This window comes from Parendozoicomonas haliclonae (assembly GCF_900174585.1).
GTDB lineage: Bacteria > Pseudomonadota > Gammaproteobacteria > Pseudomonadales > Endozoicomonadaceae > Sansalvadorimonas > Sansalvadorimonas haliclonae.
In genome coordinates this window covers 122388-136770 of sequence record NZ_FWPT01000012.1, presented here as the reverse complement: position 1 = coordinate 136770, position 14383 = coordinate 122388, and the positions used below count along the sequence as shown (strand labels likewise).

Sequence of the window (14383 nt, the reverse complement as noted above, 5' to 3'; positions counted from 1 at the left end):
ACAGCAACGAATCAGCTGTATCAATCTGTCTTAATCTGTCGCAGAAAGAGGAATGTGCCGACGCAAAACAATCGGTTCATACAGCCCTTCCTGCGCCTGCCGTGTCCACCAGCGCACACCATAAAAACCCGACACCAGTCCGACGACAGCCAACGCTATGATCCAGGGTTCTGCCAGTCCGGCCATACTGCCCAGCACCACACCCAACAGCATGGCGAGCAAAGGCCCCAGATACACCAGTACCGAAGCCGACAGCACAGCCTGCTCAGGCAAGGCAATGGTCACTTCATCACCCACCTTCAAGGCTGTGGCACTGGAGGCACGAATATAGGCATGGCTGCGGGACGGCATCATTCGGTTCATCAAACCATGCCCGCAGGTATTGCTGGCCTGACACTGGCCACAGGTACTTTTTCGGAGGGTTTCAACCCAGACTGAGGTCGCTTCTACCTTAACGACCCGACCGCGCTCTTCAATCATGCTCGAATATTAACATTCAGAGACAGACAACCACACAACAGCTATCTGACTTAATGGATCTGATATTCAGGGAGATGGCTTATCGTTTTGATCCGCCGAAGGTTGAGAACTGCTATTTCTCGGTTTAACAGAGACTGCGACCCGCTCAGCAACACCGACAGGAATCTCACCAATCACCGTCACATTGAAATAATCATCACCCTGCCGGAACAGGCGGGAGATAGCCGCTGTTGCCCCGATCTGCTCTGAGGCCGGCCCAAGCACCTTGGACTGATCCTTCTCAACAAATACCGAAAACGCAGACAGGCCATCACTGAACAACAGGCTGTCTACCTTCTGCCGAGAGACTGGGCTATCGGCCTGACTGATTCCTGCCAGCTCAAAACCGGAAGGAATCCAGCCCATCTCCCAGCTCAAAGCCTTGAGGGCCGATGCTTCGGGAACCGGTTGCTTTTTCGGCGCTGGTTGCCAGTTAACAGGGCGGGAAGGTTCCAGCAACTGGGCAGGAAGTTCTTGCGGCGTAGAAAGGTCAACATATTGCAGGCGTTCGAGGATCGCACCCTTTTCACCAATCAATTCGGAACGCAGCATCAAACCGGTATCCCGGTCGAGCCACAGGGCAAAACCGTAACGATGGGAGTCGCGGGGCTGAACTTCAATACGGAGGGCATTACGACCGGCAACACGGTCATTGCCGCCAAACAGCAGACGGTACGACTGACGAAGATCATCCTGATAGTTACTCAGACGCTCAACCAGACCGCTGACACCTTCGGTGCGGAAGCGGCTGATATCACCATCTGGACGAATAAAGGCGATCTTGTCGCCCTCACGGACAATTTCCCGGTAAGGGCCATCCTGATAAATCAGGCGTTCTTTCTGAATGTTATCTTCCGGCTTGTGGAAGATGCGCACAGCGGAAATACCGGAGGCATTTTCATAGACAAACAGGCCTTCATAGGCGGTCACCGAGGGTGCGGCAACCATTCGGGTCAACCAGTCGGCTGGTGTTGCCACTGAAGACTGGGAGCCAGAAGTCTGTGCAAATGTGAGTGCTGAAAATAACAGACCACCCGCCACCAGAGCAGCTTTCAAACCACCTTTCAAACTGCATCCCATCACGCCGAGTGTTCCTTTACTCATACACTCTCTACTCTCCGCTCTCAAACTCACTCACTTGCCAGTCTGATCTCCCCGGCAGATACCTGCTGACAGGTATCCCGCCAGAGAAGGTTCAGCGCCCGGCTGAACCGTAGCTTGTCGCTCTTACCAGAGGAACAATACTGCCACCGTAAGCAGAAGCCTGTTCAGCATGCTCCATCATATAAGCACGGAAACGGGCCTGAGCTACCTGATCCGCATAACCGCGGGCCCGGCTCATCTGCTCTGGTGTCATACTGTTCTGCTCGGTACCAAAACCGGCCTGCAGGCCACGGGCACCAAACATATCGGAAGATGGCAGGTTGCCTGAAGGCAGGCCTACAGACGGCACACTGACCGGCTCGACAATTGTCGCCAGCTCTGTTGATGGAGCACCGGCATCGCCACGATTGGCCAGCTGCCAGGATTGCACCCCAACAACCGTAGCCGCCGCAACAGAAGCTGCCACTGCCAGTCGTCCCAGGTTGGCGAACCAGCCCTGACGGTTGGCAGCCTGCTTCTGCTCGCTGGCTTCGCTTTCCAGAACCGGTGTAGGCTCACCAGCAATTGCATCACGAATGGAAGCCGACAGATCGATACCTGAAAAGGCATTCTGCTCCTGGCGAACCGCAGCCCCAATACGCTGGTAGCTAACCGCCGCAGAGCGCAACTCTTCATCGGAACCCAGGCGATCCAGGATCCGGTGCATTTCCAGTTCGTTGGCCTCGCCATCCATCAGCGCAGAGAGTGATTCGCGCAGATGATCCTGACGGGAGCCGGAATCTGGTTTGTTATTACTGGTATCACTCATAGGACACCTCACTGGTTTTTGTCTGTTTCACTCATCCCCCGCGTACCCAATGGGTAGAAAGTACGCATCCAGCGTTAACCAGCTTTACTCAGCCTGTGTGGTCATCCGCCTAGCCTGCCTTGTTAAGCAGAGGTCGGATCACCTTGTCGATGGCTTCCCGCGCACGGAAGATCCGTGAACGGACAGTCCCCACCGGACAATCCATAACCTGGGCTATTTCTTCATAACTCAGGCCTTCAAACTCTCGTAGCGTCACTGCTGTTCTCAGCTCATCCGGGAGGTTGTTGATCACCCCGTAGATGGCCTCTTCCACCTGATTCTTCTGAAGGTTGTTTTCCGGAGTTTCCAGATCCTTCAGCGGGAACGCGCCCTCATAATTCTCTGCGTCGTATACATCGACATCAGTATCCGGAGGCCGACGCCCCTTGGACACCAGATGATTCTTCGCAGTATTGATGGCAATTCTGTACAACCAGGTATAGAACGCACTGTCACCACGAAACTGGCCCATCGCACGGTAAGCCTTGATAAAGGCTTCCTGGGTTACATCCTGCACTTCCTGGAAGTCATGGACGTAACTCCCGACGAGGCCGAGAATCTTGTGCTGGTATTTGATGACAAGAAGGTCAAAGGCTCTTTTATCCCCCTTGCGCACCCGTTCCACCAGCTGTAGATCGGTTTCAGGTGCATCTGCCATAGGCTTCCCTCAACGTTTTTGACCAGATGTAGAGCCTAGGCCAAAACGCATTTGCTCCGATCTAACCGTTATGACAGTAGAGCTGACAAAAAGTTCCATCATTCGGTACATTTTTTTCAATTTTCTGCAATGTCGTGCAATTACAGGCTGAGAATGCGTCAGTGCATCAGCGACAAACCACCCTGTCCACTGATCGTACTTCCGACAAAGGGAGGAGCGAAACAACAGGAGACAATCACTTGTTTACCCTGCCATAAGGTTCACTCTAGCAAAACATTATGCAATGCTCTTGCCCAGAATATTTATTACGGCTGTCGCAAATTGTCTGCGGCATATCACGGCCACAGACCATAATAACATTCAGTCTTCACCATGATGCCAAAGGAATGGTTTCGACAACAGTAACGATCCTCTGCAATGCTTCACAACACGTATAAAAATTTTTACTTTGATGCGCTGATTCTTGGCAGTGGCGCCGCCGGGCTGACACTGGCCCTTCATCTGGCAGAGAAAATGGGTGCAGACGCCCGCATTGCCGTACTCAGTAAACGGCAACTGCAATCCGGTTCCACCTGGCGCGCCCAGGGAGGTGTCGCTGCGGTACTGACCGAGCAAGACTCCATCGACCAGCATATTAACGACACGCTGACCGCCGGTGGCGGGTTATGCCAGGAGCCCGCCGTCCGCTTTACCGTCGAGAACGGACCTTCAGCCATTCAATGGCTTATCGACCAGCAGGTCCCCTTCACTCGGGATACCGATGATCAACACTTTCACCTGACCCGAGAAGGCGGCCACAGCCAGCGTCGCATCATTCATGCAGCCGACACCACCGGGCGGGCGATTGGCGACACCTTGCTGGAACAGGCAAAGCAACATAAAAACATTACCCTGCTGGATAATTATCTGGCGATCGATCTGATCACCACTGCCAAGCTGGGTCTGCCCGGGAACCGTTGCCTCGGGGCTTACGTGCTCGATATAGACCGTAATGACACAGTTCTGTTCCGCTCGAATTCCGTAATTCTTGCCACCGGCGGTGCCAGCAAAGCCTACCTCTATACCAGCAATGGTGATGGGGCTTCTGGCGATGGTATTGCCATGGGCTGGCGCGCCGGTTGTCGGGTCGCCAATATGGAGTTCAACCAGTTCCATCCCACCTGCCTGTATCATCCGGATGCCCGCTCCTTTCTGATCTCCGAGGCCGTGCGTGGTGAAGGTGGCCTCCTGCGCCTGCCTGATGGCAGCAGGTTTATGCACAGGTTTGATGAACGGGGCGAGCTGGCACCACGGGATATCGTCGCCCGCGCCATTGACCATGAAATGAAACGCCTGGGTGTGGATTGTGTGTATCTGGATATCAGCCACAAACCGGCAGCGTTTATTCAGGAACACTTCCCTGCCATCTATAAGCGTTGTAAAGAGCTGGGCATAGATATCACCAAAGATCCCATCCCGGTAGTCCCTGCCGCGCACTATACCTGCGGCGGCCTGCTGGTAAATCATGAAGGCCGCACCGATGTGGAAGGTCTTTACGCTATCGGAGAATGCAGCCATACCGGACTGCACGGTGCCAACCGGCTGGCCAGTAATTCCCTGCTGGAGTGTCTGGTTTATGCCCGTTCAGCGGCGGAACATATTCTCACCCGCAGACAAGAACCTTATCCGGATATCCAAATTCCCTGCTGGGATGCCAGCCAGGTTACTGATTCCGATGAAGATGTTGTGATCAGTCACAACTGGGACGAACTGCGCCGCTTTATGTGGGACTACGTCGGCATTGTACGAACCACCAAACGTCTCTTGCGGGCCAAACATCGCATCTCCCTGCTACTCAGCGAAATTGACGAGTTCTATTCCAATCACCAAATCAGCAGTGACTTTATCGAACTGCGTAATCTGGCTCAGGTAGCTGAACTGATTATTGAAAGCGCCCTGTCCCGCCGGGAGTCCCGGGGCCTTCACTTTACCCGCGACTTCCCCGGCACCCTGCCCACAGCACGGGATACGGTTCTCACACCCAGACACTAATGCCTAAGCCGGATCAGAACCCTGAGTTGACGATAGGGTTCCTCCGGTACCGCATCCCTAAACAGTACGACAGCCAGCCTTTTCGGTTTGTCAATTGAAGAGGTACTGCAGGTAAATCGCAGTACGGTAAGAAAAGGCGTCACCAGCCGCTCACCCACCAGCTGGCTCTCAACCCAATGACCGTCGGGTAGCATCAGTTTCCACTCACCCTGAAACCAGCGGAGTCCCTGAACGTCTGCACTCTGGCGAGAAACCAGACGGCTATGAAATTGTTTGAGGGAGATTACAACCAACGGCCAGAACAGTGGAGTCAGCCAGCCTGCGGCAGAAAAGAAAGGGGACAACGCAGCAATAGAATGAACCAGCAGAGCCATCCGCCACGCTTGAACGGACGGCCCCGGAAAAAGATCAATGCACGGGTGGCAGTGAGCGGGCACGGTCGATAATCATGCGTATCATATCCGCAAGGTTCTGCTCGGCAGGAATTTCCTTCTCCATAAACCAGACGAACAGGTCGGCATCTTCGCAGGCCAGCAGTTCAACATAAGTCGCTCGCTGCTCGGCAGACAGAGTTGGATAAACCTCCTGCGTAAACGGCACCAGCAGTACATCCAGCTCAAGCATTCCCCGACGGCTGTGCCAGAACAGTCGGTTCATCTCTTCCTGGCCAGGCTCTTGAGTAGGCACGTGTTGAGTAGATTCTTGTTGGGTCTTCTCTGACATCTGCAATTCCTGAAAAACAGGTGATAAACACAATAGCGGTCTCATTATAGGGAGGGGGCCCGGGACAACAAGAGCAAAACCCGGAATGAACACCAATCTTTGCACTCTCAAGACAGTCGGACTGGGAACCGGAAGCCAAAATCCTCTATTATGGGCAGCATCCGATTCCTGAGACATTGATGTTTCCTCCAATGACCACACAAGAATGGCTCAACTGGCTCACCAGTCAGAACATCACGCTGCAAGATGGCACCATCATCAGCTCCGAAACCCCTGCAGAAGCGTCCAACACCATCACCCTACTGGGTCATGAGCATCTGCTGGCCTTTACCGGTGAAGAGAACCGTAAATTTTTACAGGGTCAGCTGACCTGTGATGTGGTGGCACTTCAGAATGGTGAAGAAACTCTGGGCGCCTGCTGCACCCCGAAAGGCCGTATGGTCGCCAACTTCCGGATGGTTGCCTCCGACAATGATCTGATTGCAGTCCTGCCTGCGGATCAGAGCGCGCACCTAAAAGCCCATCTGGGCAAATATGCCGCATTCTTCCGCACAGTCAGCATTACCGATGTGTCTGATCAGTGGGTGCGCATTGGCCTGTCCGGCCCTGACAGCCTGAACATTATCAGCACTCTGACCGACCAGCCTGCACCAGACGCCGGCCATACACCGAGCTGGGAAAACGGCATTATTGTTCCCGTCTCGACCCAACGCTTTGAACTCTGGATCAAACCGGATGCGGCAAGTGCCGTATGGCAATCTCTGGCAGAAAAAGCCGCTGTCGCACCAACCACGCACTGGCAGCTGGAAGATATTCAGAACGGTATTGCCTGGGTCACTGAAGCGTCACGGGATGCCTGGATTCCCCAGCACTTGAACTGGCAGTCTCTGAACGGGATTTCTTTTAAGAAAGGCTGCTATACCGGTCAGGAAATCGTGGCCCGGATGAAGTATCTTGGTAAGCTGAAAAGCCATCTGTTTCACTTCTCAGCTCAAACCAACGATGCGCCAGAGATTGGCACTGCTGTTTTCAATCAGGATGGTAAGAAAACCGGAGATGTGGTTACTGCCATGAGCAGCGGTAACGGTCAGGTGGAGATTCTGGCCGTCATTCGCAAAGACGATGCAGAGAATGGTGGCCTTACCCTTGGTGAAGATAAGACACCTTTGACACTGGTACCACTGCCCTACACTGTCGAAGACTAATCCTTCTAATTTCTTATCAGCCTGAAATGCTCAGACCAAGAGCTTCAGGCTGATAAGGTGACCAGCTCCGCTTCCAGACTATTTAACACTTCCAAAGCCTGTACAAAGTCAAAGTCATCAATAAGCTGCTCCAACTCAGCCAGCCTGCCAGTGTGACCATGATGATTGAGCAGGGGTGCCAGATCAGAGAAACTCTTTATCGCCTGAACATCACCTTCCTGCAGATAGCACCGTAAACACTCGATACCTTCCTCAATCGCCCCATCTGTAGATTCAACATTTACAGGCTGCTTCTGAACCGGGCGATCATTACTTTCCAGAAAGGCCTGTAATCCCGACAGCACCTTGTCCAACTCAAGACAAAGTTGATTAACAACTTCCGGCACATCCGCCCACTGTACACGCACTGCCAACTGCTCAAGCTCTGCAGCCCGCCCAGCAAGCACCTCTGCGCCCAGAGTAGCAGCCACTCCTTTAAGCTCATGGGCAAGGAACCGCAAACGAACAGCATCCTGATTCTCTACAGGTTCCGCCAGACGTTCAGGCAGTCCACAAAAATCCCGATAAAAGCGAGCCAGTAAGTCACGATATAAAACCTGATTACCGAACAGACGAGCCAATCCCTTATGACTGTCGATACCCGGCAGGACAAGTGACACTTGCGGCATTACAGAAGGCGCTTCAACTCTTCCGGAACCCGCCGGTGCCAGAGGTAGATGTCGGGACAAAAGCTCCAACAGACGATCAGGCAGCAAAGGTTTGGAGATATGATCATTCATACCTGCAGCCAGGCAGCGGTTTCTATCTTCAGCCATGGCATGGGCGGTCATCGCAATGATCGGAAGATCATCGTATTCGGGGCAGGCACGAATATGACGCACCGCTGTGTAACCATCCATTTCCGGCATCTGGATATCCATAAACACCAGATCAAAGGCTTGCCTTCCCAGCTGTTCGATAGCCTCACGGCCATTACCAACACAAGTGACCGATGCACCCAGCCGCTGGAGAAGAGCAACGGCCACCTGCTGGTTGACCTCATTATCTTCCGCAAGAAGAATCCGGTTATGACCTCCCATCAACAGGCGTTCACCCAACAGGGGAACCGGTGGCAGGGTCTGAACATCACTGACCACCCCCAAAACCACATCAAATGCAAAGACGCTGCCCTCGCCTACTGTCGATTCAACACTAATCGAACCACCCATCAATGCGACCAGCTTTCGGGAGATCGCCAATCCCAGCCCGGTGCCACCAAAACGGCGCGTGGTCGAACTGTCTACCTGGGAAAAGGATTCAAACAACAGAGACAGCTTATCTGGCTCAATACCAATACCACTGTCCCGTACCGTGAAGCAGAGCCTCACCTGATTTGTGGATTCGTTCAGTAGCTGAACACCGAGTTGCACTCCGCCTTCCTGGGTGAACTTGATGGCGTTGTGCACCAGGTTAAGCAACACCTGCCCCAGACGAAGTGAGTCCCCCTCCAAAAGATGCGGAACCTCACTATCAAACGACACATCGAAACTGATGCCTTTATTCGCCGCCTGAATGGCAACCATCGCAGAGAGGTTTTCCAACACCTTGTGCAGGCTGAACGGTACTGTCTCCAACTCCAGACGACCCGCCTCGATTTTAGAGAAGTCCAGAATATCGTTAATAATGCCCAGCAGGGTTTCCGCCGCATCGCTCACCTTGGAAATATAATCCCGCTGTTCCTCCGTCAGCTCAGTATCGAGAGCCAGCAGGCTCATACCGATAATGGCGTTCATTGGCGTGCGAATTTCATGGCTCATATTGGCCAGAAACTCACTCTTTGCGGCACTGGCCTGATCGGCTTCCTCTTTAGCCATACGCAGAGCGACTTCCTGCGCTCTGCGCTCGCTGATATTCCGGCAGGTCGCGAACATAAAACCCTCACCTTCATACTCGGTGTAGGTTGCCGTGACTTCAATCGGATAATGGTGGCCTTCACGGCTGACCCGGTGGGACTCATAGGAGATATGCCCCTGATCTTTCAGGGTCTTCCATAGGCTCTTCCAGGACTTTTTATTGAGATCCGGATTCACATCCAGAACATTCATGGACATCAGCTCTTCGTAGGAATAGCCCAGCGCCTTGACTACTGCCTCATTCACATACTTATGGCTGCCATCTTCACGTAGCCAGTGAATCTGATCACCACTACTGTCGAGAGCAAAACGCGCCAGCGACAACTCCCGCTCCCAGGCCCGCTGTTCAGTGATATCGACCATGGTGCCGATGGCACGCAAAGGCAACCCTTCAGGGGAACGCTTGATGACCTGACCATTAATACGAACAACGACATAACTGCCATCCTTGCAGCGCAGCCGCACAATATACTGGAAAGGCAAAGACGACTCTTTAAAGACAGTTCGTAGATACAATGTCGTAGACTGCTTGTCGTCCGGATGCATTAAACGACGAAAGCCTGATTCATTCTGGATAATGTCTGACGATTGATAACCCAGAACACTCAAAAAGTCGGTACTAAAATAGATGCGGTCCTGTTTGATATTCCAGTCCCACAGGCCATCGGAAGCAGCTTCAATGGCAAGCTGGTATCGCTCCTCGCTGGCACGCAGAGCCATCTCAGCGTTCTTGCGCAGGCGGCTGATTGCAATCAATTCCGCTGTGCGTGTTAACAGCATGATCTCATCTGCGCCCCAGTCATGATCCCGGGTACTTAACTGCCCCAGAAACCCAACGGCTTTACCTTCTACCAGTAGAGGACCACAGATCATTGACTGGGCCCCGGCAAGCTGCATGACCTGATGGAATTCGCTACAGCTGTTCGGATCGATATCTTTGACACTAACCTGCACATGCTGCCCCTGCCGGATTTGCTCCCAGGCCGGGAAACAGTCACAGCGGGTCAGCTGACGGATTGCCTCAGACAGCCCGGTATTCCCCCGACCGCCGTAGACAACAACATCCTGATCACGCAGTTCGCCATTAATCTCCTGTACCCAACAGCACAGCGCATTCTGGTAGACATTGACCGACTGCAGTGTGGCCTGAATCGCCTCATCCAGAGGGTGATCGACAAACTGCCGGGTGATAAAGCCCAGCACCCGATCCATCTCCCCACGCTCTCTCAAGCGGGTTTCGGCATTCTGTCGCTCACCCACCTCTCTCGACAGACGACGGTTCCAGTGCATAAACATGATCAACAGAATCAGAACGATCACCAGCAGCACGGCAATATTGGTATTTATTTTTGCGGCAGATGAGGGGAGTTCAACATGGCGGGTATGAATCCCGTCACGAACACTGGCCGGGATATTCAACAGAACCCGTTCAAACAGAGCCAGCAATTCATCCGAGTCTTTCGACATGGCAAATTGCACAGACAACGGAAAGCCACTGTCACCAAGGGAGCGGAGGTTACTTAATCCAAGTTTGCCCATAACATGATTGGCGGTTACCTGATTGGAGACATAAGCATCCCCCACTCCTTTATGAAGAAGAGTGAAACCCTCTTCTGCACTGGAGACTTCTATGTGATAAACAGCAGGTGCATCTTTCTTGATATTTTCGCGGGCTACCTGGTTTCTATTGGTGATGATGCGGGCATTCCTCAGATCTTCCACTGCCCACATATCTGAATCTGCCCGAACCATAATGACGCTGGGAAGATAGGCCAGAGGCCGGGTGTACCGAAGCTGATCAAATGTTTCCAGTGCATCCGTCATCACCCAGGGGGCGATATCAACCTCTCCGTTAAACAATCTAATCCGCGATTCATCCCGATCCATGCTGAGAACGTAGGTAAACTTCACGCCCAGAAGGTCAGCAATCACATTCAGATAATCAATGGCCAGACCGGCATACTGTCCTTTGTCATCAACATAAGAGATCGGTGGAGAACCCACCTCAACGGCCACTCGGATTTCACCGAAGCGGGTCAGCATTTCCCGCTCCTGCTCTGTGAGCTTGAAATTATGCAGGGCGGCATATTCAGCAGGCACGCCTATAGCCTCATCTGCAGATTTACCGGTAACGGCATTTGCAAATGAACATTGAAAGTTTATTACTACCAGAAGGAAACAAAGAAGGGCCAAACGAAGCGCCTTCAATGGGTATGCACGTGCCATGCAGCCACACAGAGTCATTGTTATATCGTGCGGCCAGTGTACCCAATGAAGAGGCTTCAGGGATATTGGTCAGATCAATGAAAATGTGCTTATAAATCTGCGAGAGGATGCACTTGTTCACTCCATGGTGAATCAAAGAAGGCTTTCACCTTAACGCCCTCAACCTCTTGCAGTGTTGCCGGGGACCACTGAGGCGTGCTGCCACGCTCCAGCAGTAAAGCGCGCACGCCTTCCGCAAAGTTCGGGTTTCTCAAACAGTGCACAGCCACATTGAGCTCCATCCGGAACACATCCGCCAGGGAAAGATGTTTTGCCTGCGCCAATTGCTCAAACACAATATGAGCGGTCATTGGGCAGCCGGCCTGCAGCGATGCTGCTGCTCTTTGCCACCACTCACCCTCTTGTGCCTGGATATTGCTCAAGACAGCCTGGGGGTTATCGGCATCCGTCACCTGCTGAATGGCATCAAAGTTCTGTTGTACGGATGAAACTGGCTTGTCCGCTGATCGCTCCTGTTCACAGATACGTAGAAGCTCGCTCAGACATTGATGATTCGCCGGAACAGCTTCGGCTCCACTTTGCCACGCAAGCACGGTCATGGCTTCCAGCAGTTTTGGCAAGGCGTCATCATCAAGAAAGCGATCAGCCAAACCGCAGAACAGAGCATCGGTCGCATTCAATCGGGCGCCGGTCAAACCAAGAAAGAGCCCAACCCGCCCTGGCATGCGTCCAAGAATCCAGCTGCCACCAACATCAGGGAACAGGCCGATAGACACTTCCGGCATGGCCAGCTTAGAAGAAGGAGACACCACCCGATGAGAGGCTCCGGCCATCAGCCCGATACCGCCGCCCATAACAATACCTGCGCCCCAGCAGAGAACCGGCTTACCAAAGGTGTGGATAAGGTGATCCAAACGGTATTCCCGGGTAAAGAACTCCTCGCCATAGGGATTCGGGCCAAAGTCATGTTCCAGCACAGAGCCATGAAGCTTGCGAATATCCCCCCCGGCACAGAACGCTTTACCGCCATTGCCGCTCAACACCACGGCAACAACCCGTTCATCCTGCTGCCACTGACTGAGACGATCAAAGAGCGCCTTGATCATTTCCAGTGTCAGCGAGTTCAGGCTGGCTGGTGCATCAAGAATGGCCTGCCCGAGAATATGCCCGGACTGGGTCTGGTGCTCGAGAAATTCTACCTGACAATTATCTGACATAAGTCTGCCAGCTCCTCACCTTGTTGTTTTTTCTGACATTAGGCCAGCATATTCCACCAGCATCAAGACGTGAGACTTTCGCTGGTTAAAGAGCGCGCCGTTAAAAGCGATAACCTGTTGAGACTCTCATGGAAGGTGTAACTGAGCGATGCCGGTTTCTTCAGAAATTAGCACCAAGAAGGACAAATCCCAGTCCCAGCTGCTTTGTGACCAGATGGATAGCCTGTTGGCGAAGGCCCAGTCTCAGATCAAAGAGTTTGACAAGATCAATGCCGACCTTGAGGTTGAATCCGGACTGCTGCAGCAGGCGCTCAGCCTCAAGCTTGGTGCACCGGAAGACCTGAAACAGGCTGCTGACGAGATGCGTAACTGGAAGGCTGAAGTCAAAAGCGATATGAAATCAGCCGTCACAGCCAAGAAGAATGAACTCAAACTGGCCAGAAAAGCCCGCAGACAGACCCTGCAGGAAGTTCAGCCGGAGAAAGCCCCGACCACGCGCAAGAAGAAAAAACGCGGCGGCTTTATTTAAACGACCAGGATCCAGCCCGGCAGGGCCAAGGGAGAACAGATCATGGCGGGTATCCAGACCGGCGGAAATATTGGTGGCGTTCAGCAGACCCAAGGGCTCGATGCCAGCAAAATCCATGATAAAAAGCTCAGCATTGGTGATTTGTCGATGTTGATCTTTATGGAAAAATCCACACTGCTCGATAAGGAAATCCGTAACCAGGTCGGGATTGTCCATAAAAAGAATGAGCAGATGAAAATGCTCAGTGATATCCAGGCCAAGATGATGAACCAGAAGACCACCACCCAGGCGGTCAGCGAGAACACCTGGTCCGTCAATCACGATAAAGACCCCAAGGAAATAGCCCTGGATAATGGCTACAAGATTCAGATCCACGGTGAAAAAGAGAGCTGGACCATTGTTGATGCCAATGGCAACAACACCAAAATCTGGGGTGATCCGCACGTTAACGAGGGTGACCGCAAAGGCAGCAAGCAGTGGGACTTCCAGAAAGATGCCACCTTTGTTCTGGATGACGGCACCAAGATCACCTGCAAATGTAAGGACAAGGGTCGCAAGGACAAGAACATCTTCTCGGATGAGCTGATTATCACCAAGGCTAACCAATCCATCCATGTTACCGGCATTGCCGACAACAATCCCCAGATCGATGGCCCGGCTCTGGACGGTGCCGCCAAAGATGCCGCTTTCAACGATGGCTACCTGTTCAAGATGGGTGATCAGGTTGATGACTGGCTGTTCAACGGCGAAGAAATCACCGGTGATTTCAAAAATGTCACCGAGGGCAAGGGTGAGCTGATCAACGAACACGCCACCGCACAGTCCGCCAATGACAATCTCAACAACAGCCTGAGCACGGAAGAACGCAACTTGCTCAATGAGCTGGGCATTACAGTTTATGATGCCAGCGGCGTGGGCATCCTCACACCTGAGGAGATCAATAATCTCAGTGAGCAGATCAAGAATGCCAAAGAGACGCTGACCAGTATGTCCCAGCTGGACATGGTGAAGCTGCAATCCCTGACCGGTAAGTACGAACAGACCAACTCTCTGGCCTCGCAGATCCAGAAACAGGCTCTGAACCAGGCGAAAGAGATTATAAGGAACATCGCATGAGCACTGAGAGCGATGATCTCAGAGCTTTTCTGGCGGATAGCGACAAACTGATCAAGGCCAGTGAAAAAAGCCTGAAAAGCATGGAGGCCATGCGTAAGGATATTGGCCTTCAAGCCGGTGCCAGCAAAGAGCTGCTGGAGCAGGTTCCTGAAAGCCAGGATGCGTATCGGGCTGCTCAAAAAGAGCTCAATCAGTTTCTGAGAGACAATCAGTCGGAATCAGCCGAAGCCGACACCAAAGACAAAAAACGCAAAAAGAAACGCAGCAAAATGGCTAGGACCGTCCACAATAAGCTGCGTATCTAATTTCACCCGTA

At 52.8% G+C, this 14383-nt stretch carries 13 protein-coding genes; 5 read left to right on the top strand and 8 right to left on the bottom strand.

The genetic code is table 11. The features are described from left to right. Positions 1-30: 30 nt before the first annotated feature. The 4 genes from EHSB41UT_RS21270 to rpoE form a co-directional block, all read right to left on the bottom strand. Positions 31-480 carry a SoxR reducing system RseC family protein gene (locus EHSB41UT_RS21270; protein ID WP_087112883.1) on the bottom strand — a complete coding sequence of 150 codons (450 nt, stop codon included), beginning with the start codon at positions 478-480 and terminating at the stop codon, positions 31-33. Between the two features lie 66 nt (positions 481-546). Continuing rightward, complete coding sequence (locus tag EHSB41UT_RS21265; protein WP_087112882.1) at positions 547-1623, bottom strand: MucB/RseB C-terminal domain-containing protein; 1077 nt, start codon at positions 1621-1623, stop codon at positions 547-549. Positions 1624-1714: 91 nt separating this feature from the next. Continuing rightward, positions 1715-2431, bottom strand: coding sequence for a sigma-E factor negative regulatory protein (locus EHSB41UT_RS21260; RefSeq protein WP_087112881.1), 717 nt, complete (start codon positions 2429-2431; stop codon positions 1715-1717). A 109-nt stretch (positions 2432-2540) separates the two neighbouring features. Further along, positions 2541-3128: an RNA polymerase sigma factor RpoE gene (rpoE, locus tag EHSB41UT_RS21255; protein WP_087112880.1), complete on the bottom strand. Its 588-nt coding sequence runs from the start codon at positions 3126-3128 to the stop codon at positions 2541-2543. 417 nt (positions 3129-3545) lie between these two features. On the opposite strand from rpoE, the gene nadB reads away from it, so the two are divergent. Further along, entirely contained in the window at positions 3546-5159 is a 1614-nt protein-coding gene (nadB, locus tag EHSB41UT_RS21250; protein ID WP_087112879.1) for an L-aspartate oxidase, read from the top strand. On the opposite strand, the gene EHSB41UT_RS21245 is transcribed toward nadB, so the two are convergent. Both EHSB41UT_RS21245 and EHSB41UT_RS21240 read right to left on the bottom strand, forming a co-directional pair. After that, complete coding sequence (locus EHSB41UT_RS21245; RefSeq protein ID WP_341350360.1) at positions 5156-5596, bottom strand: protein YgfX; 441 nt, start codon at positions 5594-5596, stop codon at positions 5156-5158. The genes nadB and EHSB41UT_RS21245 overlap by 4 nt on opposite strands. Continuing rightward, positions 5568-5882 (bottom strand): FAD assembly factor SdhE, encoded by a 315-nt coding sequence (locus EHSB41UT_RS21240; RefSeq protein ID WP_087112877.1) that lies wholly within the window; start codon positions 5880-5882, stop codon positions 5568-5570. The genes EHSB41UT_RS21245 and EHSB41UT_RS21240 overlap by 29 nt, the downstream gene beginning before the upstream one ends. A gap of 191 nt (positions 5883-6073) precedes the next feature. On the opposite strand from EHSB41UT_RS21240, the gene ygfZ reads away from it, so the two are divergent. After that, the gene (ygfZ, locus tag EHSB41UT_RS21235; protein ID WP_165767368.1) at positions 6074-7087 is read left to right on the top strand and encodes a CAF17-like 4Fe-4S cluster assembly/insertion protein YgfZ; all 1014 of its coding nucleotides are present in this window, start codon (positions 6074-6076) and stop codon (positions 7085-7087) included. Between the two features lie 44 nt (positions 7088-7131). On the opposite strand, the gene EHSB41UT_RS21230 is transcribed toward ygfZ, so the two are convergent. Both EHSB41UT_RS21230 and EHSB41UT_RS21225 read right to left on the bottom strand, forming a co-directional pair. After that, positions 7132-11079: an ATP-binding protein gene (locus tag EHSB41UT_RS21230; protein WP_165767367.1), complete on the bottom strand. Its 3948-nt coding sequence runs from the start codon at positions 11077-11079 to the stop codon at positions 7132-7134. 215 nt (positions 11080-11294) lie between these two features. Beyond that, the gene (locus tag EHSB41UT_RS21225) at positions 11295-12422 is read right to left on the bottom strand and encodes an enoyl-CoA hydratase/isomerase family protein (RefSeq protein ID WP_087112874.1); all 1128 of its coding nucleotides are present in this window, start codon (positions 12420-12422) and stop codon (positions 11295-11297) included. A gap of 148 nt (positions 12423-12570) precedes the next feature. On the opposite strand from EHSB41UT_RS21225, the gene EHSB41UT_RS21220 reads away from it, so the two are divergent. Genes EHSB41UT_RS21220 through EHSB41UT_RS21210 form a run of 3 tightly spaced genes read left to right on the top strand, consistent with a single transcriptional unit; the run spans position 12571 to position 14372 of the window. Continuing rightward, positions 12571-12951, top strand: a complete 381-nt coding sequence (locus EHSB41UT_RS21220; protein WP_087112873.1) for a hypothetical protein — start codon at positions 12571-12573, stop codon at positions 12949-12951. Between the two features lie 42 nt (positions 12952-12993). Then, a complete protein-coding gene (locus EHSB41UT_RS21215) occupies positions 12994-14067 on the top strand; it encodes a DUF1521 domain-containing protein (protein WP_087112872.1) in 1074 nt (357 codons plus the stop codon). Beyond that, positions 14064-14372, top strand: coding sequence for a hypothetical protein (locus EHSB41UT_RS21210; protein ID WP_087112871.1), 309 nt, complete (start codon positions 14064-14066; stop codon positions 14370-14372). Before EHSB41UT_RS21215 ends, EHSB41UT_RS21210 begins: the two co-directional genes overlap by 4 nt. The last annotated feature ends 11 nt before the right edge of the window (positions 14373-14383 follow it).